Annotated in this window: 19 protein-coding genes and 1 pseudogene; 12 read left to right on the forward strand and 8 right to left on the reverse strand. The window is 71.1% G+C overall.

Annotated features, from left to right (window positions below; translation table 11 throughout):
- Positions 1-69 precede the first annotated feature (69 nt).
- Positions 70-1,164, forward strand: coding sequence for a glutamate-cysteine ligase family protein (locus tag H4N58_RS03015; protein ID WP_167249072.1), 1,095 nt, complete (start codon positions 70-72; stop codon positions 1,162-1,164).
- A 73-nt stretch (positions 1,165-1,237) separates the two neighbouring features.
- Here H4N58_RS03015 and H4N58_RS03020 read toward each other — a convergent pair whose 3' ends face one another.
- Positions 1,238-1,417, reverse strand: coding sequence for a hypothetical protein (locus tag H4N58_RS03020; protein ID WP_208322312.1), 180 nt, complete (start codon positions 1,415-1,417; stop codon positions 1,238-1,240).
- A 107-nt stretch (positions 1,418-1,524) separates the two neighbouring features.
- Here H4N58_RS03020 and H4N58_RS03025 point away from each other — a divergent pair, with 107 nt between their 5' ends.
- From H4N58_RS03025 to H4N58_RS20865, 7 genes and pseudogenes are all read left to right on the forward strand, one after another.
- Entirely contained in the window at positions 1,525-2,805 is a 1,281-nt protein-coding gene (locus H4N58_RS03025; RefSeq protein ID WP_243845025.1) for a sensor histidine kinase, read from the forward strand.
- Complete coding sequence (locus H4N58_RS03030; RefSeq protein ID WP_167001476.1) at positions 2,802-3,467, forward strand: response regulator transcription factor; 666 nt, start codon at positions 2,802-2,804, stop codon at positions 3,465-3,467. The genes H4N58_RS03025 and H4N58_RS03030 overlap by 4 nt, the downstream gene beginning before the upstream one ends.
- Positions 3,468-3,605: 138 nt before the next feature.
- Positions 3,606-4,382, forward strand: coding sequence for an ABC transporter ATP-binding protein (locus H4N58_RS03035; protein WP_167001477.1), 777 nt, complete (start codon positions 3,606-3,608; stop codon positions 4,380-4,382).
- Positions 4,379-6,256 (forward strand): ABC transporter permease, encoded by a 1,878-nt coding sequence (locus H4N58_RS03040; RefSeq protein WP_167001478.1) that lies wholly within the window; start codon positions 4,379-4,381, stop codon positions 6,254-6,256. The genes H4N58_RS03035 and H4N58_RS03040 overlap by 4 nt, the downstream gene beginning before the upstream one ends.
- Positions 6,257-6,304: 48 nt before the next feature.
- The gene (locus tag H4N58_RS03045; RefSeq protein ID WP_167001479.1) at positions 6,305-7,288 is read left to right on the forward strand and encodes an alkaline phosphatase family protein; all 984 of its coding nucleotides are present in this window, start codon (positions 6,305-6,307) and stop codon (positions 7,286-7,288) included.
- A gap of 89 nt (positions 7,289-7,377) precedes the next feature.
- Complete coding sequence (locus tag H4N58_RS20310; RefSeq protein ID WP_208322259.1) at positions 7,378-7,749, forward strand: aldo/keto reductase; 372 nt, start codon at positions 7,378-7,380, stop codon at positions 7,747-7,749.
- Between the two features lie 12 nt (positions 7,750-7,761).
- A pseudogene (locus H4N58_RS20865) lies at positions 7,762-7,995 on the forward strand (aldo/keto reductase); the annotation flags it as partial.
- Between the two features lie 49 nt (positions 7,996-8,044).
- On the opposite strand, the gene H4N58_RS03055 reads toward H4N58_RS20865, so the two are convergent.
- Entirely contained in the window at positions 8,045-8,695 is a 651-nt protein-coding gene (locus tag H4N58_RS03055; RefSeq protein WP_167001480.1) for an HD family hydrolase, read from the reverse strand.
- Positions 8,696-8,778: 83 nt separating this feature from the next.
- Between H4N58_RS03055 and H4N58_RS03060 the strand changes: the two genes are divergently transcribed.
- Positions 8,779-10,104 (forward strand): FAD-binding oxidoreductase, encoded by a 1,326-nt coding sequence (locus H4N58_RS03060; protein ID WP_167001481.1) that lies wholly within the window; start codon positions 8,779-8,781, stop codon positions 10,102-10,104.
- Positions 10,105-10,376: 272 nt separating this feature from the next.
- On the forward strand, positions 10,377-11,756 hold the full coding sequence (locus tag H4N58_RS03065; RefSeq protein WP_167001482.1) for a glutamate decarboxylase: 1,380 nt from the start codon (positions 10,377-10,379) through the stop codon (positions 11,754-11,756).
- Between the two features lie 28 nt (positions 11,757-11,784).
- Here H4N58_RS03065 and H4N58_RS03070 read toward each other — a convergent pair whose 3' ends face one another.
- Positions 11,785-13,017, reverse strand: coding sequence for an MFS transporter (locus H4N58_RS03070; protein ID WP_208322260.1), 1,233 nt, complete (start codon positions 13,015-13,017; stop codon positions 11,785-11,787).
- Between the two features lie 9 nt (positions 13,018-13,026).
- Positions 13,027-14,031: a GlxA family transcriptional regulator gene (locus H4N58_RS03075; protein WP_167001483.1), complete on the reverse strand. Its 1,005-nt coding sequence runs from the start codon at positions 14,029-14,031 to the stop codon at positions 13,027-13,029.
- A gap of 97 nt (positions 14,032-14,128) precedes the next feature.
- Between H4N58_RS03075 and H4N58_RS03080 the strand changes: the two genes are divergently transcribed.
- Positions 14,129-14,710, forward strand: a complete 582-nt coding sequence (locus H4N58_RS03080) for a hypothetical protein (RefSeq protein ID WP_167001484.1) — start codon at positions 14,129-14,131, stop codon at positions 14,708-14,710.
- Between the two features lie 7 nt (positions 14,711-14,717).
- Here H4N58_RS03080 and H4N58_RS03085 read toward each other — a convergent pair whose 3' ends face one another.
- From H4N58_RS03085 to ddaH, 4 genes are read right to left on the reverse strand one after another with little or no spacing between them, the layout of a single operon-like run.
- Entirely contained in the window at positions 14,718-15,428 is a 711-nt protein-coding gene (locus tag H4N58_RS03085; protein WP_167249068.1) for a sortase domain-bontaining protein, read from the reverse strand.
- 1 nt (position 15,429) lies between these two features.
- Positions 15,430-18,867: a bifunctional proline dehydrogenase/L-glutamate gamma-semialdehyde dehydrogenase gene (locus H4N58_RS03090; protein WP_243845024.1), complete on the reverse strand. Its 3,438-nt coding sequence runs from the start codon at positions 18,865-18,867 to the stop codon at positions 15,430-15,432.
- 2 nt (positions 18,868-18,869) lie between these two features.
- Positions 18,870-19,916 (reverse strand): ornithine cyclodeaminase, encoded by a 1,047-nt coding sequence (locus H4N58_RS03095; protein ID WP_167001486.1) that lies wholly within the window; start codon positions 19,914-19,916, stop codon positions 18,870-18,872.
- On the reverse strand, positions 19,913-20,785 hold the full coding sequence (ddaH, locus tag H4N58_RS03100; RefSeq protein WP_243845023.1) for a dimethylargininase: 873 nt from the start codon (positions 20,783-20,785) through the stop codon (positions 19,913-19,915). Before ddaH ends, H4N58_RS03095 begins: the two co-directional genes overlap by 4 nt.
- Before the next feature lie 160 nt (positions 20,786-20,945).
- Here ddaH and H4N58_RS03105 point away from each other — a divergent pair, with 160 nt between their 5' ends.
- Positions 20,946-21,182, forward strand: a complete 237-nt coding sequence (locus tag H4N58_RS03105) for a YlcI/YnfO family protein (RefSeq protein WP_167001487.1) — start codon at positions 20,946-20,948, stop codon at positions 21,180-21,182.
- Positions 21,183-21,184: the final 2 nt, after the last annotated feature.

Consider the following 21,184-nt stretch of genomic DNA (forward strand, 5'->3'; position numbering starts at 1 on the left):
CACCTATCTTCTGGAGGCCTGGTGTCGAGAGGTTCGCGTGCAAGCAGCACCGAGGTCTCCGGCCCAGGAGTGCCTTGCCTCGAATGGCATCCAGGGGGCGAGTTCACCGTCGGGGGCGAGGACGAGCTGCTCCTCGTCGACCAGCGAGGGCAGATGCTCGGACCGGCAGCGGCACCGCTGACGGCCACCCTTAGTAACCGCGGAACACACGGCACCCTCAAGGGCGAGATCTTCGTCGACGAGCTCGAGCTCGAGACGCCCGTGTGCTCGGACGCCGAGGAAGTGCGCCAGTCGCTGAAACACCTACGGAGATCACTGATCACCGAAGGCGTCCGACCGATGGCAGTCGGTCTCCACCCAAGCTCCGGCTTCGGCTCCGTGGACATCTCGACGTCGCGACGATACGACCGGATCGGCGACGAGTTCGCCGGCCTGCTGCGTACGCCGACCGCGGCCTTCCAGGTGCACGTCGGCGTGCCGGACCCGCCCACCGCCCTGAAGGTCTACCGCGGACTGCGCAACCGGCTGTCCGTCTTCCGTGCGCTCGCCGCAGGATCGCCGTACTGGCACGCCCGCGACTCCGGACTCGCCTGCGCCCGTCCAGCCATCCTCAGGTCGTATCCGCGGACGACCATGCCGCCCCCGCTCCCCAGCTGGGAGGCGTACGTCGCGGCGATCGGGATCGCCCTGTGGGCGCACGAGGTGCCCGACTACAGCTATGTGTGCTGGGAGCTCCGGCCGCACCCGAGACTGGGGACGATCGAGGTGCGGGTCATGGACGCGCAGTCGTCGCTGGGGCGCGCCGCCGGACTGACGGCCCTGGTGCAGGGCCTGGCCCGACATGCCGTCGAGTTGCCTGACCCTGACGACCTCCCGGACGAGGTCGTCCTCGCGAACGACCTTCGAGCGTGCCGCTTCGGCCTCGAAGCGACGGTCGTCGATGCGGGCCGGTCACGACGACCCATGCGTGAGGTCGCGGCACGCGCGCTCGACGACGCACGTAAGCAGCTGGCGCCTGACGGTGTGGACGGACCCCTCGACGCCGTGCAGGCGATCCTCGTCGAGCCTCCTGAGTACGTCCGCCAACGAGCCGTGTGCGAGCGAGAAGGGATGCCGGCTCTGCTGGCGGACCTCGTGGCGCGCACGGCGGACGTCGACGGCTGAAAGGTGTGGGGACGACAGAGGCCGTCCCCCACGAGCTGGGGGGACGGCCTCTCTGTCACGGGTTCAGCACAGCTCAGTGGCGGTGCGTCCCACCCAACGGGTCGACCTCGCCGGTCGGCTTCACCTCTCCTCGCCACGCGCCGGTCTCGACGCCACGGGACTCGATGAACTCCTTGAAGCGCTTGAGGTCTCCCGCGACGCGACGCTCGACGACGTTCAGCACGTCGCCGGCCTTCTCGACGATGCCCTCCATGAACCGGGGGAAAGACTCGAACTGCCTCCACTGGTCGTACGTCCTCCCCGATCGCCCGCAGGTCCCGGCCGCTGCGTGGGGCTTGGCCCCCAGGTAGCGTTCCGGTCGTGACTCGTCGTGGCAGCGTCCCGGTCGTCGACCGGTGGGTCGCACTGGTGACGGGGACCCTCGCGCTCGTCGCTCTCGCCGCGTTCTGCGTCGTGACCGCCGTGGCCCCGGAGGCCGGGGTGGTGGAGCCGATCCCGTCCGCCCTCGGTTGGGGCCTCGGTGCGGTCACGATCGTGCTCCAGGCGGTGGCGCTGCTGTGGCGTCGTACCGCGCCGCGTGCCGTCCTGCTCCTGGTCTCCCTCGGGATGCTGCTGTGCGCCGTGTGGGGCCTGGGGGACGGGATCGGCCTGGCCCAGCTGGCCGTCTTCGTCGCCTCCTACACCCTGGGGTTGGCGCAGCCGCTCTCCCGCTCCTGGCCGACCTTCGCCGCCGCCGGGGTGCTTGCGGCTGCCGGCTCGATGATCAGCGCGACGTTCAGTGATGAGCCGGTGGCACTCGCGCTCGGCCTCGGTGCGCTCCAGGGTGTCGGCACGGTGGGGCTCCCGCTGGCGGTCGCGATCGCGGTGGCCACCCGGCGAGAGATCCGGCAGGCGCGGCAGAGCCGGGTGGACGCGCTGGAACGTGAGCGTGGCGCGCTCGTCCAGGCCGCCGTCGCCCGCGAACGGACTGCCATGGCGCGCGAGCTGCACGACATCGCCGCCCACCACCTGTCCGGGATCGCGGTGATGACCGCGGCCATCGGCACGCAGATCGACTCCGACCCCGAGGCCGCCAAGGCCGCCGTCGCGCAGGTACGCACCCAGAGCACCGCGGTGCTGCGTGACCTGCGCAGCCTGGTCGGCCTGCTGCGCGAGGACGACGGTCGTACGGACACGCCCGAGCGGGTACGGCCGGAGTCCCTGGCCGGCATTCCCGCGCTCGTCGACGACGTCAGCGGCACCGTCCGCGACGTCCGGCTGACGGTGCTGGCCGGAGACCACCAGCAGGTCGGTCACGGAGTCGGTCCGCTGGGCCAGCTCGCGGCGTACCGGATGGCGCAGGAGGCCCTCGCCAACGCTGCCCGGCACGCGCCTGGCGCACCCACCGAGGTGACCGTCGACGACCGGGACCCCGAGGCCGTGCTGCTCACCGTCCGCAACGACCGGCCTGGCGGTCCTGCGGCGCAGCCGGGGAGGTCAGGGTTCGGCCTGGTCGGGATGCGTGAGCGCGCCGAGCTCACCGGCGCCAGCCTCGACATCGGTCCCACCCAGGACGGCGGCTGGCTGGTCCGGCTGCGGATCCCGCGGGACCAGGACACCCAGCACATCGACCGCACGACAGCCACCACGGAGGACGCATGACCCGGGTCCTGATCGCCGACGACCAGGCGCTGGTGCGCGCCGGATTGCGGACGCTCATCGACGCCGAGCCGGACCTCGAGGTGGTCGCTGTCGCCTCCGACGGCCGCGAAGCGGTCGAGGCCGCGCGCGCCCTGCGACCGGACGTGGTCTGCATGGACATCCGGATGCCCGGGCAGGACGGCATCAGCGCCACGCGGGAGCTGTGCGGGCCTGGCGTGACCGATCCGATTCCCGTCCTGGTGCTCACCACCTTCGACATCGACGACTACCTCTTTGGGGCGCTGGAGGCCGGGGCCTCGGGGTTCCTGCTCAAGGACGCCGAGCCCGAGGTGCTGGTCGCAGCGGTGCGCTCGGTCGCTCGGGGCAATGGCACCCTCGACGACGCACTGACCAAGCGGGTGCTGCGCGAGGTGGTGACGCGCCGAGAGATCGTCCCTGTCACCGCCGGTCGGGCCACCGAGCTGCTCACCGCCCGTGAGCTCGACATCCTGCTCTTGCTCGCGCAAGGTCTGTCCAACGACGAGATCGCCGCGCAGCTGGTCCTGGAGACCTCGACGGTGAAGTCGCACCTGGCCCGGATGATGCCGAAGCTCGGCGTCCGCTCCCGACTCCAGGCTGCGGTCTGGGCGTACCAGAACAAGGTCGTCGCCGTCCCCGACTGAGCGGACCCCGGCCCGCGCGGCGGCCGCGCTTGCATCGAAGGATGCAAGCCGGAGATCTCCTTCCTGCGCGGCTCGTGGCACACCCCCGCGGATTCGTACCGTCATCGTGTGTTCTCTTCCGATGACCGAGGAGCGGCGATGACCGCCCCCACCACCCACCGCACCGCTCACCCGCACGCGAACGGCGCCACCCGTCCGGCGCTGAGCCTCGTCGACGTGCACAAGCAGTACGCAGGAAGCTCGGGACCAGTCCACGCGCTGCGCGGCGTCTCGCTGGCCCTGGAGCCTGGCTCCTTCACCGCGGTGATGGGCCCCTCAGGCTCGGGCAAGTCGACGCTGCTCAACTGCGCCGCCGGACTCGACGCGCCGACCAGCGGCAGGATCACTGTCGGTGAGCACGACATCAGCACGCTCTCGCCCGATGCACTGACCCGGTTCCGCCGCGACCACATCGGCTTCATCTTCCAGTCGTACAACCTCGTCCCGCACCTCAGCGTGGCCGACAACGTCACGCTGCCCGCGATGCTGGCCGGGAAGGCCGACGAGCCACGCTGGCTGGCCGAGCTGCTCGACGCCGTCGGGCTGGCCGAGATGACGCAGCGCCGCCCCGGCGAGCTCTCCGGCGGGCAGGCCCAGCGCGTCGCGATCGCGCGCGCGCTCTTCTCCCGGCCCACCGTCGTCTTCGCCGACGAGCCGACCGGCGCACTCGACCGCCGTACCGGCACGGCCGTCCTGGCCCTGCTGCGCGAGACCGCGTCCCGGCTCGGGCAGACCGTGGTCATGGTGACCCACGACCCGCTGGTGGCTGCGACCGCCGAGCAGGTGCTCTTCCTCTCCGACGGACGTCTGGTCGACCGGCTCACGAACCCGACGGCGGCTTCGGTCGCCGAGCGTATGCTCGGGCTGGAGCGATGAGCACGATGTGGCGTCTCGCCCGCTCTGGTGCCACCGCCCACCTGCCGGGCCTGGTCGGCCCGTTCTTGGTGGTCGCCCTTGCCGCCGTGCTGGTCTCCGGGACCGGAGTCCTCATCGAGTCCGGCCTCCGCTCACCGGGCGGCGCCGGGTTCCTGATCCTCCTGGCCCTCTCCTTCACCGGCACCGCGACCATGCTGATCGTCTTCGTGGTCTCGGCGACCGTCTCGCTCGCCCTGCGCCGACGGCAACGGGACTTTGCGCTGCTGCGCGCGGTCGGCGCGACCCGCGGCCAGGTCCGTGGGCTGGTCGCCCGCGAGATCAGCCTGGTCGTGCTGGTGGCGGCGCCGCTGGGTGCACTCGTCGGCCTCGTCGCCGTCCGGCTGCTGACGCCCGTCCTGGTCGAGGCAGACATGGTGGGGCCGGACTTCCAGATGGCGCTCTCACCCCTGCCTGTGCTGGCGGCCGCGCTCGTCCTGCTGCCGGTGGCGTGGCTGGCCGCTCGGTTGGCGACGCGGTCGACGCTGCGTGCCGCGCCGACCGCAGCAGTCACGCAGAGCGTCGTCGAGCCGGTCGGCATCGGGCGCGTCCGCCGGATCAGCGCCCTCGCCCTCGCCGGAGCCGGCCTCATCATGGCGCTGAGCCCGCTGTTCATGCCCGGCACCCTCGGAAGCGCGATGGCCGCGACCTCGGCGTTCCTGCTCGTCGGTGCGGCGGCTGCCGCCGGCCCCGTGCTCGTCGCGTGGCTGCTGGACCATGCCAGCCTGCGAGGCGGACCGGCCACCCGCCTGGCGCTCGCCAACACCCGCGGCTTCTCGCGACGGCTGACCACCGTGGTGGTGCCGCTCGCCCTCGCCTTGGGGGTCGGCACCGTCCAGGCCACGACCGACGACACCTTGGCGGTGGCCGGCGAGCGCCAGCTGGCGGCCGGCCTGGACGCCGACCTGATCGTCACCGGCAGCGACCTCGACGAGTCCCGGCTCGCCGCACTCGCCACCCTGCCCGGCGTCGACGCGGCGGCCCCGCTCGCCACGGTGCCTGCGAGTGTGCGTACCGATGACGAGGCCGGGTGGCTCGGGCCGCTGGGATGGGAGCCGACGCAGGTACGCGGCCTCCCGGCCGGCGAGCTCGACGGCATGCTCGATCCTGGCGTTCGCGACGGCGACCTGGCCGCGCTGGACGCCCCGGACACCGTCGCGATCAGTCGAGACGCGCGCCTCGACACCGGCAAGGGCATCGGCGAGAAGATCGCGATCCGCTGGGCCGGCGACGACTTCGCGTGGGCGGAGGTCGTCGCGATCTATGACCGCGGCCTGGGTTTCGGGGACTATCTCGTCGGCCAGGGCACTCCCGCGGTGCACGGTGTCGACGTCCGTGCCGACACGGTGCTGCTTCGCGCCGACGAGCCGGGTGTGGGGGCCGCGGTCGCCGGCCTCGGGCTCACGGCGACCGACGAGGCGGCGTACGTCGCGTCGACGACCGAGTCGGGGGCCGCAGCGCGGGACCTCTCTGCCCTGCTGCTGCTCCTGCTGCTGGTCTTCGTCGTGGTGGCCGCCGCCAACGCGCTGGTCCTCAGCACCGCCGGACGACGCGACGAGCTGGTGCTGCTGTGGCGCACCGGCGCAACCCGACGCCAGCTGATCGCGATGGCGAGCGTCGAGGCCCTGGTCATCGGAGGCCTGGCCTGGCTGATCGGGACTGCCACGGTGATCCCGGCGGTCCTAGGCGTCAGCGGCGGCCTCCTCGGTGTGGCGGTGCCGCCGTTCGACCTGGTCGGCTACGGCGTCCTGAGCGCTGCTGTGCTGCTCGTACCGCTTGTAACCGTCGTCCCGGTGGTCGCCCGAGCAGCGCTGGGCAAGCGTTCGGCGCGGACGTAGGGTCGAGATCGTGGGCGGCGACGGGGGGCCGAAGTGATTCTTCGGCGGGTGGCTGTCGGCTCGTGCGTCGGGCTGACCGTTGTCGGCCTGCTTGCCGCCCCCGCGACAGCGGCCAGCGACTCCGCGGACGATCCCGTCAACCGCGTCGTCGCGATCTCGGTGGACGGCCTCAACCCCAAGGCGATCCACATGCTCGGCCGGTCCCGTACGCCGAACTTCCACCGGCTGATGCGGCAGGGCGCCGTCACACTGAACGCCCGCACGGCACGCGAGCAGACCCGTACCCTGCCGAACCACACCGGCATGCTGACCGGCAGGCGGATCGATCCTCGTCGCGGCGGACACGGCGTCACGTTCAACGACGACACGGGCACGACCGTGCACCGGGCGGCGGGCCGCCACATCTCCAGCGTGTTCGACGTCGTGCACAACAGTGGCGGTTCGACGGCGCTCTTCGCCGCGAAGACGAAGTTCGCCCTCTATCAGCGCACCTGGAACGCCACGATCGACCGGTTCACCGTCGACACCGACAACTCGCGACTCGTGACCAGGGTGACTGCCGAGCTGCGGCGGGCACCCCGTACGTTCACCTTCGTCCACCTGTCGCGGCCGGACCAGGCCGGTCACACCCGCGGGTTCATGAGTCGCGCATACCTGCGTGCGGTCCGCAGGACCGACCGGCTGCTCGGACGGATCCTGTCGACGATCCGCGCCCGGCCGGCGCTGCGCAAGCACACCCTGGTCGTGCTCACGGCCGACCACGGTGGCTCTGGCGCCTCGCACGGCGACGCTCGCAGGCTGGCCAACTACCGGGTGCCGTTCATGGTGTGGGGCCCTGGAGTCGCCGCGGGCCGGAACCTCTATCGCCTCAGCCCGCGCTACCGCAGCCCAGGCTCGGCCCGTACGAGATACACGGGCAGGCAGCCGATCCGCAACGGCGACCTCGCCAACCTGGTCACCGACGCCCTCGACCTGCCTCGCGTCCCTGGTGCGCGGTTCAACGTCCGACGACGCCTCAACGCCTTCCGCTGACGTCGGTGCCGATCTGCGGCGCATTCGATGATCACTCTCTGAGAGGGGTTCACACGATGCAGACGGTCACACTCAACAACGGGGCTGAGATGCCGATCCTCGGCTTCGGCGTCTACCAGATTCCCGCGGAGGAACTCAGAAGGCCGTCGAATCTGCGCTCGAAGTCGGCTACGGGCACCTCGACACCGCGGCGTCGTACGGAAACGAGGAGGCTGTCGGCGCAGCGATCAGGCCCACGGGGTCGCACGTGGCGACCTGTCGAGGACGACACCAAGCGCGCCTTCGAGAGCTCGTTGCGCCGTCTCGGACTGGACTACGTCGACCTCTACGTGATCCACCAGCCGCTCGGTGACTACTACAGCGAGTGGCGGGCCATGCAGCGGCTCTACGGAGAGGGGAGTATTCGTGCGATCGGTGTCTCGAACTTCTATCCTTCCCACGCGCTTCCTACCAGGACCTGATGCGCGAACGCGATGTGCAGATCGAGGCACTGGGGCCCGTTCGGTGAAGGCAAGAACAATCTGTTCTCCAACCCCGTCCTCTCCGCGATCGCCGGGGCGCACAGCAAGCCCGTCGCCCAGGTCGTGCTCCGGTGGCTCGTTCAGCGTGGGGTCGTCGCCGTCTCCAAGTCCGTACGTGCGGAGCGGATTGCAGAGAACCTCGAGGTCTTCGACTTCGTCTTGACCGACGCAGAGATGGGCCAGATCGCGTCACTCGACACCGGTGAGCGACCCCTCCACCATCCGACGGCGCCGGCTACGCGTCGCTTGGCGCGTCTCGGATCCAGCCGCGGCGCAGGCCCTCGTCGACGAGCATGCCCGTTGCGTCACCGAGCGTGGTCGACGCCGCGACGACACCGGACTCGCGAGCGCGGATGGTGGCGAGGTTCGCGCCGGGCATCCGCCACGTCCCGCCTTCGTTGAACCAGTTGAGCAGCATCGGCTCCAGCCGGTCGATGCCCTTGCAGAACCTCGCCTCCGGCGTCTTCCCCGCCTCGAACTCGTCCCAGAGCGCACGGATCTCCTGCGCCTGATCCTCGGGCAGCTGGGTGAACAGCCGGTCGGCTGCAGCCTCCTCCCGCTCGCGCTGATCGACTCGAGAGGCGGCGTCGAACACCGGGCTGTCGCCGGCATAGATCTCGACGAGGTCGTGGATGACGACCAGCTTCACCGCGTGGCCGACGTCGATCGGCTCCTCCGCGTACTCCGCGAGCAGCACCACCATCAGCGCGAGGTGCCAGGAGTGCTCGGCGTCGTTCTCGCGGCGATCGGCCGCAGCGAGCGGCGACGCACGCAGGATCGTCTTGAGCTTGTCGGCCTCGGCGATGAAGGACAGCTGCGCCGCGAGTCGCGCGTCGATGCCGTCAGGGAGCGGGTTGCGGGTGATGATCAGGGCGTCGTCTTCCACGACTCCGACACTCTCACGCGATGAGTTGCGCCGTCGCCGCCGGTCAGCCCTCCCAGATGCCGACGAGTGCGAGGAGCAAGGCGATGGTCAGCACAGGACGAGAGGCGACCGCGATCTCTGAGACCGGGATCCTGCGCCCGGGCGACGACGGGTACGACGCCGCCCGTCAGGTGTGGAACGCGATGGTCGACCACCGGCCCGCGATGATCGTGCGCTGCCGTGAGACCGCCGACGTGGTGGCGGCCGTGCTGCTGGCCCGTCGCGAGGGACTCGAGATCGGCGTGCGGTGCGGCGGGCACAGCGTCGTCGGGCACGGGGTCCCCGACGGCGGGCTGATGATCGACCTGACCCCGATGCGCGCCGTACGGGTCGCGCCGACCCGCCGCAGGGCGTGGGTCCAGGGTGGCGCTCTGCTCGGAGCCCTCGACGCCGCCACCCAGCCGTACGGACTGGCTACGACGGCGGGCAACGTCTCGCACACCGGCGTCGGTGGTCTCACGCTTGGCGGCGGGATGGGATGGCTCGCCCGCCAGCACGGGCTGACGTGCGACAACGTCGAGTCGTTCGAGATGGTGACCGCCACCGGAGACGTCGTACGGGCGTCGGCCGACGAGAACCCGGAGCTCTACTGGGGCCTGCGCGGGGGTGGGGGCAACTTCGGCATCGTCACGGAGTTCGAGCTCCGTCTGCACGAGACGGGGACGCAGACGCTCAGCGTCGAGCTCGACTTCGCCGTCGGCGATGCCGCGTCCGCCGTCGCCCGTTGGCGTGACCTCAACGCGACCGCACCACGGCGAGCGACGTACGCCGCCTCAGTCGCCGGCGGCGTGGTGACGCTCGGCTTCGTGTGGATCGGCGACCCGGGCGAAGGCCGCGAGCACGCACGACTGCTCGAGGCGCTCGGCCGACCGGTGGCGCGGCGCGTGGACGCGATGCCGTACGTCGACCTCCAGCGCCGCGATGACACCCTCGAGGGCCACGCGCTGCGTCGCTACTGGAAGGGCCACTACCTCCGCGACCTGCCCGACGCCGCGATCGAGGTCCTGCTGACCCAGGACCCGACGGTGGCCGCGAGCCTCCAGGCGTACGGCGGTGCGATCGACGAGGTGGACGACGACGCGACGGCGTACAGCCAGCGAGGCACGGTCTTCGAGTACGTCGCGGCGGCGCGCTGGACGGATGCCGAGGCCGATGAGGAGCAGATGGCGGCCGCGCGCGCGGCCGCCGCACGGCTGGAGCCGTACGCCAGCGGCGTCTACGTCAACGTGCTCGGCGACGAGGGCGCGACCGGCGTACGACGGGCGTACCTGCCGGCGACGCTTGCGCGGCTCACGGCGCTCAAGGACACGTACGACCCCGACAACGTCTTCCACCTGAACGCGAACATCCCGCCGAGCGCGCCGTCCTAGACTCCGCCTCGTCCATCCACTCTGCGGTGGGGCCAACGGAAAGTGCGTCCCCCACCGCGCAGTTCCGGTGGGGTAGCGATTCTCCGGTGGGGCTTGGACGTCGGCGGCTGGCCCGTTAGCGCGGCTGATCCCGGCGCGGTCGTCACCGTGCTTCCGCTCTGCATTGTCCAAAGGTTTGTGTTAGGACCGAGAGAAGGACCGCTTCAACCGAACGCCTCCCCGGGGTCCCCGCTTCACCGGTCGTCGCTCGGCGCCCGGAGTCTGGAGGAACGATGGCGCACTCGGAGTTCGGGGGCGGCGGGTTGGACCCACTCTTCGCCCGCCATGCCGAAGAGACCGGCCAGACCCGCAACGTCCTGCACGAGGAGCCAATGCTCCCGGAGACGGCCTACCAGATCGTGCATGACGAGGTAATGCTCGACGGCAACGCGCGTCTCAACCTCGCGACGTTCGTCGGCACGTGGATGGGGCCATACGCGGACCGTCTCTACTCCGAGACGTACGACAAGAACATGATCGACAAGGACGAGTACCCCGCGACGGCGGCGGTCGAGGAGCGGTGCTGGCGGATCCTCGCGGACCTCTGGAACGCTCCCGACCCCGACCAGGCGCTGGGCACGTCGGCGATCGGTTCGTCCGAGGCGTGCATGCTCGCCGGTCTCGCGTTCAAGCGACGTTGGCAGCACGCACGCAGGGCCGAGGGGAAGTCGACCGAGACCCCCAACCTGGTGATGAGTTCGGCCGTTCAAGTGGTGTGGGAGAAGTTCTGCAACTACTGGGACGTCGAGGCCCGCTACGTGCCGATCACTGAGGAGCACAAGACGCTCGACGGGCACGACCTCGCGTCGTACGTGGACGAGAACACGATCGGCGTCGTCGTCATCATGGGCGTCACGTACACGGGCATGTACGAGCCGGTCACCGCCGTGGCGGCGGCTCTGGACCAGATCGAGAAGGACACCGGCCTCGACATCCCGATCCACGTCGACGGTGCCTCCGGCGCGATGATCGCACCGTTCCTGCAGAAGGACATCGAGTGGGACTTCAGGGTCGAGCGGGTGCACTCGATCAACACCTCGGGGCACAAGTACGGGCTCGTGTACCCGGGTCTCGGCTGGGTCGTCTGGAAGTCTCGCGACTTCTTGCCTGAGGACCTGATCTTCTCGGTCAGCTACCTGGGCGGTGACATGCCGACGCTCGCGCTGAACTTCTCGCGGCCGGGTGCGCAGGTCCTCCTCCAGTACTTCAACTTCCTGCGGCTCGGTTACAACGGCTACCGCGCTGTGCAGCAGGCCGCTCAGGACACCGCGAAGCACCTCGCCGACGGCATCCAGAAGCACGGGGCGTTCACGCTGTGGAACGACGGCAGTGACATCCCGGTCTTCGCCTGGCGCCTTGCGGAGGGCCACACGGACAACTGGAACCTGTACGACCTCTCCGACCGGCTGCGCACGTACGGCTGGCAGGTGCCGGCGTACCCGATGCCGGACAACCTTTCCGACCTCGTCGTCCAGCGCATCGTCGTCCGCAACGGGATGAGCTACGACCTCGCCGACAAGCTGCTGCGCGACATCGCTGCGGCCACGAGCGATCTCGACAGCCTTCCTGCGGCGATCCCGCGGTCCGTGGCGAAGCGCACCTTCCACCACTGAGGGGTGCGGCTCGGCGCGGAGCTCATCCTCACCGTTCTCGGGGCGGTGTGGCTGACGGCGATCGCCGCCCCTCGAGCACACCGGCGAACGCGAGCATCGTGATGCCGGCGAGGGGGACGACGAGGAGGCCGACCCGCAGGCTCGTCGCGTCCGCGACGAGGCCGACGATCGGGGGCGAGACGAGGAATCCGACCCGCATGAGCCAGGTCAGCAGCGTGAGTCCCGTGCCGGGCTTGAAACCGGGGAGCTCGTCGGCGCCGTGCATCGCCGCGGGGATCACGGTCGCGACGCCGAACCCGGCGGCCGCGAACCCGGCGATGGTCCCCGGCACCGTCGGGAAGGCCAGTGCGGCGCCCATGCCCGACGCGGTGATCAGGCCCCCGACGCGGACCACGGCGCGCTGCCCGAACCGGTCGACCAGCCGGTCGCCGATGATCCGCCCGACGAACTGCGCGCCGACCAGCGCGACGTAACCGAACGCGGCGATCGACCCTGCCGCGCCGAGCGACTCGTTCAGGTAGACCGCCGCCCACGTGCTGCCCGCGTCCTCCACGAGTGCGTCCGCGATGCCGAGGAGGACGAGCGCGCCGAGGACCAGGACCGTACGAGGGGTGGGGCCGGTCGGTCGGGCGCGAGGCGTCGGTGGGGTGCCGTCGGGCTCGCTGGTCTCGATGGGCTCCACGGGCTCGGCATCGCGGCCGCGCAGCAGGAACGGGAACGCCGCGACCGCGATCGCGGCGAACAGCGCCGACGAGAGGCCGAGATGGACCGCCGGTGACAGACCCAGCGCGACCGCCCCCGCGCCCATAAGGCCACCGAGCACCGCGCCTGCGGACCAGATCGCGTGGAACGCGTTGAGGATCGACCGCCCGTAGCGTCGCTGGACCCGCAGCCCGTGCGCGTTCTGCGCCACGTCGGTGATCGCGTCCATCGCGCCGAGCAGGAACAGCGCCGCGGCGAACGTCGCGAGGTTGGGCGCGAGACCGATGGCGAAGGCGCCGACCCCGGTGAGGATCGTGCCGACGACCGTGACCCGCGACGACCGGAAGCGCCTGATGAGCACGCCGGCCGCTAGCCCCGCGACCAGTGCTCCGACGGGCAGCGCGGCGATCGCGAGTCCGTACGAGGCGTTGGTCAGGTCGAGGTCGTCCTTGATCCCGGGATAGCGGGGGAGGACGTTCGCGAAGATCGCGCCGTTCGTCAGGAACAGCACGGCCACGGCGATCCGCGCGCGGCGCAGCGTCTGGTCGGGGGAGGTCACCGCACGACGCTAGTCGATGACTGGGCGCACGACATCATCGTCAGCAGCGGTACGACGTCGCGCGCGCGACCGGTACGCGGACGGCGTCGTGCCGTACTGGCGCACGAACGCCTGGCGCATCGCCTCGGCCGACCTGAACCCGCACTGGCGTGCGATGGTCGCGAGCGGTTCGGGGGTTCCCTCAAGCAGATGGGCGGCCGCTTCGAGACGCACGGTCCGGACGTACTGCGCTGGCGTGGCTCCGACCTCGGCGGCGAAGACTCGGCCGAGGTGACGCACGCTCACACCGGCGACGTCCGCGAGGGCGGCGGTGTCTGCCGGAGCGGCGAGATCGGCGGTCACGTGGTCGGTCACGCTGCGGACGATGGTGTTCTCCGTCGTGGGTGCTGCGGTGTGGATGCTCATCTGCGACTGGCTCCCCGGCCGCTGGAGGTAGGTGACGAGGTAGCGCGACGTCGCACGCGCGAGCTCCGGCCCGTGGTCCTCCTCGATGAACGCCAGCGTCAGGTCGAGCGCGCTCGTGACGCCGGCGGCGGTCGAGATCGCGCCGTCGCGGATGAAGATCGGATCAGGATCGACGGTGACATTCGGGTGATGGCGAGCCAGCCGCGCCGCGTACTGCCAGTGTGTGGTCGCGCGCCGCCCGTCGAGGAGGTCGGCCGCGGCCAGGATCGTGGCCCCTGTGCAGACCGAGGCCGTACGGCGGGCCGCGCCGGCGAGACGGCGTACGTGGTCGCGGACCAGCATGCTCTCCGCGGCGCGCTCGTGACCGGTGCCGCCGGAGACGATGACCGTGTCGATCGGCGTCGCAACGTGCTCGAGCGCGCCGTCGGCGGCGAGGGTGAGGCCCGACCCGCACACGACGGGGAGCCCGCCGGGCGAGACGACGCGCGTGCTGTACGGGACCTCGAGCGCTCCGATCATGTTCGCCATCATCAGCGGGGTGGTGATGCAGGCGATGTCGAGCAGCTCGGCGTTCTCGTACGCGACGACGACGACGGTCCGTTCCGGCATGCTTCAGTGTAGGCCGAGAGACACGGATCCCAGGATCTCGGACACGATCGGCCGCAGAGGTCTCACGCGTCGGGCAAACCTCCTTAGCGTCGACGTCATGATCAGCGACACCGAGGGACGCGGACCTCGCACCGAGCGGCAGCACCGCCTGCCGTGGCTGTTGCGGCGGTGGCCGACTGCGCTCGGCATCGGGTCAGGCGCGTTCATCGTGTCCGACATGACGGACGGGTCGGAGGCGGCGCTCGTCCTCGTCGTCGCGGCCTTGGGCTACATCGCGACTGCGGTGCTGGACCGGCAAGGTCTGATCTGGGCGGTCGTCGCGGCCGAGATGGTCGTGGTCGTGGTCCTGCGGATCGTCGACGTCGATCCCATCCCGGTGCTGGCCGTCGCTGCGGTCGCACTGGCGCTGGTCGGCGCCGTGCGGCGGAGGTGGGGGCCGTCTCGCTTCGAGACGCTCTACCCCTGGCTCACCGCGCTCTTCCTCGTCGCTGGCCTCGTCGGTGCTTACGCGAGCCCGGTGCTCGCCGGGGTGATCGTCGGCCTCGCGCTCATCGCTCACGCTGCGTGGGACGCGATCCACTGGCACGAGGACGCCGTGGTCAGCCGCCCGTTCGCCGAGTGGTGCGGCACGCTCGACTTCGTTCTGGGGATCGGGGTGCTCGTGCTGGTGCTCGCGTGAGCGCCCCTCACCCGCGCTCGGTGCGGACGAGCATGCCGATCTTGTCGATGCGGTGCTCGGGGTTGTCGAACTCGTCGACCCAGAAGTTGCCCTGCGCGTGGTCCTCCGGCGTCGCGCAGGTCGAGAGCGTGACGTGGGCGCGTTCGGGCTGACGACCGGGGTGGCCGGGGACGGCAGCACGCTGCTCCGCGAGCGAACGCGCCGAGCGGAACGACGTCGAGCGCGTGCCGACGATCTCGTACGTCCAGCGCGTGCCGCCGGCGGTCACATGCACCCGGTCGCCGCGCTCGAGGTCCGGCAGGTCCAGGAACGCCCGCGTGGACGAGAGGCGGTGCGCGGTCACCTGGTAGTTGCCGATCCCGCCGGGCCCCGCACCGCCGTCGCGCCCGTACGGGCTGGCGGCGTGGCCACGGTTCTGGATCCGGGTGCCGGCGTCGTCGTCGGTTTTGCCCCGGTAGGCGATCACGCGCAGGTCGCGGATGCCGAGAGTCGGGATGGACAGGAGGGCGTCGCGAGGCGGGGTGGGAGGTGCGGGAGCAGCGGTGGGGCTCGGCGTCGGGGTTGGTGAGGGCGCCCGCGTCGCGGAGGGCGTGCGCGTCGGAGTGGTCGACGCAGATCGCTCGGCCTGCGGCGTGGGGGCGCGCTCGACGACCGGGGCACCGCCACATCCCACGATTAGGAGTGTGGCCGCGCCCAGGAGGCCAGTGCGTGCCTTCATCTCACGACGGTAGGACGTGATCCGTCAGTCCGTCGAGGGTGCCGAAGCGGTGCGCGGTCATGCTCACCGCCTGCTCGTGCACGAACGGCAGCATCTCGACCCGCCCCGCCTCCGTGACCGGGTGCCCGTACACCGCGAGGTCAGGACGCCCACCGGTCGCCCGCATCAGCGCAGCCGCGTCGCCGCCAACGAGGCGTACGCGCCCGGCCGGAAGGTCCGTGGCCCGTGCAAGCCACGCGGCGTCCCGCTCCACGACGATCGACGTCCGGGCGCCGCCGAAGGCGACCCGTACCGGGGCAGGCAGCGCGACGGCCGAGCTCACCGAGACGATCGCCCCCGCACGCGCTCCTGCCGCGACGACGCGGACGAGCTCGGCCAGCGGCCGCTCGCCGTCGTACCGCACGGTGACGGGCACGGGCAGGTGCCTCAGGACGTTGCGCTCGTACGGGATGCCCGTGACGTCGGCGCCGACGCCGAACAGCGTCCGCCAGGCCTGCGCGTCGCTGCGCAGCGCCCGCTCGAGCATGGCGAGGCCGTCGCCGGGCACGCCTGCGGCGACGGCGGCGTCGACGAACACCCGCTGATCGAGCGCGATCGGGTCGCCCGACGTCGCCCGCGCCGGCTCCCAGTCGACCAGCCCGTGGAGATAGCTCGGGCCACCCGCCTTCGTACCGGCGCCGACCGCCGACCGTTTCCACCCGCCGAACGGCTGCCGTCGTACGATCGCGCCGGTGATGCCGCGGTTCACGTACAGGTTGCCCGCGTCGACGCCGTCCACCCACCGCGCGATGTCGTCCGGGTCGAGCGAGTGGAGCCCGGCGGTGAGCCCGTACGGCGTCGCGTTCTGCAGCGCGATCGCCTCGTCCAGCGTCCCGGCGGTCATGATCCCGAGCACCGGCCCGAAGAACTCCACAAGGTGCGTCGCCGATCCGGGTGCCACGCCGACCTTCACCCCGGGCGACCACAGGCGGCCGGTCTCGTCGAGCCGCCGCGGCGCGACGAGCCACGACTCGCCGGTCTCGAGCGAGGTGAGCGCGTCGAGCAGCTTGCCGTGCGCGGGTTCGATGACGGGCCCGACCTGGCTTGTCGGGTCGGTCGGATAGCCGACCTTGAGCGACCGTACGGCATCGGCGAGCTGGTCGCGGAAGCGTCGCGACCGCGTCACGGGGCCGACGAGGATCGCCAGCGAGGCCGCCGAGCACTTTTGCCCGGCGTGCCCGAACGCCGACGCGACGAGGTCCTTCACGGCGAGGTCGAGGTCCGCGCTCGGCGCGACGACGATCGCGTTCTTGCCGCTGGTCTCGGCTAGCAGCGGCAGGTCCGGCCGGAAGGTGCGGAACAGCGCCGCTGTCTCGTACGCGCCGGTGAGGATCAGCCGGTCGACGCGGCGGTCGGAGACGAGCTGCTGCCCGAGGTCGGACTCGGCGACGTGGACGAGCTGCAGCACGTTGCGGGGCACGCCCGCCTCCCACAGCGCCGCGACGACGAGCGACCCGCACCGCCGGGCCTGGTGGGCGGGTTTGACGACGACCGACGCGCCGGACGCGAGCGCGGCGAGCATCGAGCCCGAGGGGATCGCGACCGGGAAGTTCCACGGCGGCGTGACGACGGTGAGGCGTACGGGGACGGGCGTCGCGCCGTCGGTACGGTCGAGCAGCCTGGCGGACTCGGCGTAGTAGCGGGCGAAGTCGACCGCCTCGGAGACCTCCGGATCGGCCTGGTCGACGGTCTTGCCGCACTCGGCCGCCATCACCTCGACGAGGTCGGCGCGATGCCGTTCGAGCGCGGCCGCGGCACGGCGCAGCACCTCGGCCCGCCCGTCTCCGCCGAGCGCGGCCCACGCCGGCTGCGCGTCGACCGCCGAGGCGAGCACGCCCTCGATCGCGTCGGCTGAGGTCACGGTGTGCTCCCGCACCAGCTCCTCGCCGAGCTCCGACGACGCGGCGCGCGCGAGGATGTCCCGCGCCCAGGCGCGGTTGCACTCCAGGGCCGGGTCGGTGTCCGAGGTGTTGGCGAAGCCCGGCGGCGGCACGTCGACCGGATCCGTACGGCGGTCCTGTCGCCGACGCGGCTCCGGCACGGTCGCGTCCACCGCCCGCAGCGACGCGAGGAACCGGTCCCGCTCCCGTGCGAACAGCCGCTCGTCGCTCCCGAGGTCGAAGACCGCCGACATGAAGTTCTCCGGGCTCGCGCCCTCCTCGAGTCGCCGCACGAGATAGGCGATCGCGGTGTCGAACTCCGCCGCCCGCACCACCGGGGTGTAGAGGAGCAGCCCGCCGACGGTCCTGCGTACGGCCTCGGCCTGTCCCTGCGCCATCCCGAGGAGCATCTCGACGTCGACACCGTCGCGGACCCCGCGCCGCCCGGCGAGCAGCCACGCGTGCGCGACGTCGAAGAGGTTGTGACCGGCGACCCCGATCCGGACGTTCGCGATGCGGTCGGGGTCGAGGGCGTAGTCGAGGATCCGCTTGTAGTGCGTGTCGGTCTCCTGCTTGGAGCCCCAGGTCGCGAGCGGCCAGTCGCGCAGCGCCGACTCGACGTGCTCCATCGGAAGGTTCGCGCCCTTGACCAGCCGCACCTTGATCACCGCACCGCCGGCGGCGCGGCGACGCGCGGCCCACTCCTGGAGGTGCTGCATCGTCGCGAGGGTGTCGGGCAGGTAGGCCTGCAGCACGATGCCGGCCTCGAGGTCGCGCAGCGCGGGCTCGTCCAGGAGACGCGTGAAGACCGCGACGGTGAGGTCGAGGTCGCGGTACTCCTCCATGTCGAGGTTGATGAACGTGCGCGGCGACGCCTGCACCGCCTGCCGATAGAGCGGACGCAGCTGCGCGACGACGTGGTCGACCGTCTCGTCGAACGCCCACGGCGAGTGGGGTGCGACGGTCGCGGAGACCTTGATCGACACGTAGTCGACGTCGGGTCGCGAGAGGAGTCGCTCGGTCCCGTCGAGCCGCCGCGACGCCTCGCGCTCGCCCAGCACGGCCTCGCCGAGGAGGTTGAGGTTGAGCCGGACGCCGCGCGAGCGGATGCGCGCGATCGCTTGGCCGAGCCGGCGGTCGGAGGCGTCGACGACGAGGTGCCCGACCATGCCGCGCAGGACCCTGCGGACCATCGGGATCACGAGGCCCGGCGCGACCCGCGCGGCGACGGCTCCCACGCGGATCGCCGCGCGCAGGTGCCACGGCAGGAACGACGGCACGTCCTGTGCGTGCTCGGCGAAGGCCCGTGCGGCGACCCGAGCGTCCTCCGGCCGGATGACGCCGTCGACGAACCCGACGGCGAACGGCAGGCCCGCCGGATCCTTCAGGACGTCCGCGAGCTGCTGGGCCGAACGGTCGGTCGGCACCTGCGCCGCGACCGCGAGCCACTGCCGTACGAGAGCCTCGACCTCGTCCTCGAGACCGGGATCGTGCGCCAGGGCTGCGGTCGCGTCGGGCACCGTCAGTGCGCCACCAGGGCCGGCGTGGGTGCCGGCGTCACCATCGCGAACAGGTCCTTCGGGTCAGCGGGCTCGGCGACCAGGTCGAGCATGGCCTCGTACGAGGTGCCGCGCACGGCGTCGCGGACGAAGCGGAGCGCGACGAAGTCCTCGATCGCGAAGCCGACCGAGTCGAACACCGTGACCTCCTCGCGCGACGTACGGCCCGCGGCCTCGCCCGCGATCACCGCCCACAGCTCGGTCACCGCAAACTCTGGTCCGAACGCCTGGATCTCGCCCTCGACGCGGGTCTGCTCGGGGTACTCGACGAAGACCGACGCCCGCCCCAGGATCGCCTGGTCGAGCTCGGTCTTGCCGGGGCAGTCGCCGCCGATCGCGTTGACGTGCACGCCGGGAGCGACGTCGACGTCGCGTAGGACGGTCGCGTTGGTCTTGTCGGCGGTGCAGGTCGTGATCACGTCGGCACCGCGTACGGCGTCGGCGGCGCTGGTGGCGACGGTGATCTCGAAGCCGAGCGGCTCGAGGTTGCGGACGAGCTTGTACATCGCCTCGGGGTCGGTGTCGAAGACCCGCAGCCGATCGATGCCGAGGACGGCGCGGAAGCCGAGCGCCTGGAACTCCGCCTGCGACCCGGTCCCGATCATCGCCATCGTCGAGGAGTCGGGGCGGGCCAGCCACTTCGCGGCCATCGCCGACGTCGCCGCCGTACGGAGGGCGGTGAGCAGCGTCATCTCCGCCATGAAGGTCGGGTAGCCGTTGTGCACCTGGGCGAGGACGCCGAACGCGGTGACGGTCTGGAAGCCACGCAGCGGGTTGGACGGATGGCCGTTGACGTACTTGAACCCGTACTCGTCGCCGTCGCTGGTCGGCATCAGCTCCATCACGCCGTCGCGCGTGTGCACGGCGTGACGCGGCGACTTGTCGAACTGCGGCCACCGGCGGAAGTCGCCCTCGAGCGCCGTCACCATCTCACCGATGATGCGCTCGGCTCCCTTTTCGCCGATCCAGCGGCTCATGCTTCCCACGTCCACGAAGGAGACTGTCGTCATGCCCGGACCTCCAGTGTGCAGCACTTCACGCTTCCGCCGCCCTTGAGCAGCTCGCTCAGGTCGACGCCGATCGGGTGGAAACCGCGCTCCCGCAGACACTCGTGCAGGTGCACGGCCTTGTCGGTGAGGACGACATGGTGGCCGTCCGAGACCGCGTTGAGCCCGAGGACGCTCGCGTCCGCGTCGTTCGCGAGGATCGCGTCGGGGAACAGCTGGCGCAGGACGGCGTTGCTCGCCGCGCTGAACGCGCCCGGGTAGTAGGCGATCGTCCGCTCGTCGAGCACGGCCAGCGCCGTGTCGAGGTGGTAGTAGCGCGGGTCGATCAGGTCCAGCGAGATCACCGGGGCGCCGAAGAACTCGCGCACCTCGTGGTGCGCGGCGACCGAGGTACGGAAGCCGGTGCCGGCGAGGATCAGGCGTCCGACGACGAGGAAGTCGCCCTCACCCTCGTTGGTGGACCCGGCCTGGATCGTCGGCCGGAACCCGGCCTCGTCGAACCACGCGTGGTACGCCGCCCCCTCGGGCTGGCGCTCGGCGAAGGTGAAGCTCGCCGCGACCGCCTTGCCGTCGTACACGACGCCGCCGTTCGCGGCGTACACCATGTCGGGCAGGCCCTCGACCGGGCGGATCAGGTCGACCTTATGACCGAGACTCTCGTACGTGGCGCGCAGCGTCTCCCACTGCGTGATGGCGAGCACGGTGTCCACCGGCATGCTCGGGTCCATCCACGGGTTGATCGCGTAGGTCACGTCGAAGTGCTCCGGTCGGCACATCAAGAAGCGGCGTGGTGTCGCTTCGCGGGGCATCGGATGTGCCGTCTGCTGCCTCGTCGTCGTCGTCGGCAGCGCAGCCCCGGTCATGATCGTCATCTACCACCTCCGTGTCGTCAGGTGTCCCGAACGTACGTCGGTACCCGTTGCGCGGCCGATGGCAATCCGTTGCGCAGATCGGTCAGCGACGGGCGGTCTGTTGCGGGATCTGCGCGATGACGAGCGTCGTCAGCGCATCCCATAGTGGTACCGTGTTGGTATGAGCACCCAGATCGCGGTACGCCTGGACGAGGAGCTTGTCGAGTTCGTCGATGCCCTCGTACGCCGCGGCGAGGCGTCTAGTCGTGCAGCGGTGGTCGCTCGGGCACTCGAACGGGAGCGGCGTCGCAAGACCGCAGAGCGCGATGCGGCAATCCTCGCTGCGGCCCGAACGGACGCGGACATGGACGATCTCGCCGAGTTCGCCTCCCGCCTTCCGATGGACGACATCGACTGATG

The sequence above is a fragment of the Mumia sp. ZJ1417 genome, assembly GCF_014127285.1.
In the GTDB taxonomy this organism is placed as follows: Bacteria; Actinomycetota; Actinomycetes; order Propionibacteriales; family Nocardioidaceae; genus Mumia.

Excerpts from the sequence above, each read along its gene's own strand:
- H4N58_RS03020 (WP_208322312.1), bottom strand. The coding sequence starts at position 1,417 with ATGGAGGGCATCGTCGAGAAGGCCGGCGACGTGCTGAACGTCGTCGAG.
- H4N58_RS03030 (WP_167001476.1), top strand. The coding sequence starts at position 2,802 with ATGACCCGGGTCCTGATCGCCGACGACCAGGCGCTGGTGCGCGCCGGA.
- H4N58_RS03035 (WP_167001477.1), top strand. The coding sequence starts at position 3,606 with ATGACCGCCCCCACCACCCACCGCACCGCTCACCCGCACGCGAACGGC.
- H4N58_RS03040 (WP_167001478.1), top strand. The coding sequence starts at position 4,379 with ATGAGCACGATGTGGCGTCTCGCCCGCTCTGGTGCCACCGCCCACCTG.
- H4N58_RS20310 (WP_208322259.1), top strand. The coding sequence starts at position 7,378 with ATGCCGATCCTCGGCTTCGGCGTCTACCAGATTCCCGCGGAGGAACTC.
- H4N58_RS03060 (WP_167001481.1), top strand. The coding sequence starts at position 8,779 with ATGGTCAGCACAGGACGAGAGGCGACCGCGATCTCTGAGACCGGGATC.
- H4N58_RS03065 (WP_167001482.1), top strand. The coding sequence starts at position 10,377 with ATGGCGCACTCGGAGTTCGGGGGCGGCGGGTTGGACCCACTCTTCGCC.
- H4N58_RS03075 (WP_167001483.1), bottom strand. The coding sequence starts at position 14,031 with ATGCCGGAACGGACCGTCGTCGTCGTCGCGTACGAGAACGCCGAGCTG.
- H4N58_RS03080 (WP_167001484.1), top strand. The coding sequence starts at position 14,129 with ATGATCAGCGACACCGAGGGACGCGGACCTCGCACCGAGCGGCAGCAC.
- H4N58_RS03085 (WP_167249068.1), bottom strand. The coding sequence starts at position 15,428 with ATGAAGGCACGCACTGGCCTCCTGGGCGCGGCCACACTCCTAATCGTG.
- H4N58_RS03095 (WP_167001486.1), bottom strand. The coding sequence starts at position 19,916 with ATGACGACAGTCTCCTTCGTGGACGTGGGAAGCATGAGCCGCTGGATC.
- ddaH (WP_243845023.1), bottom strand. The coding sequence starts at position 20,785 with ATGACGATCATGACCGGGGCTGCGCTGCCGACGACGACGACGAGGCAG.
- H4N58_RS03105 (WP_167001487.1), top strand. The coding sequence starts at position 20,946 with ATGAGCACCCAGATCGCGGTACGCCTGGACGAGGAGCTTGTCGAGTTC.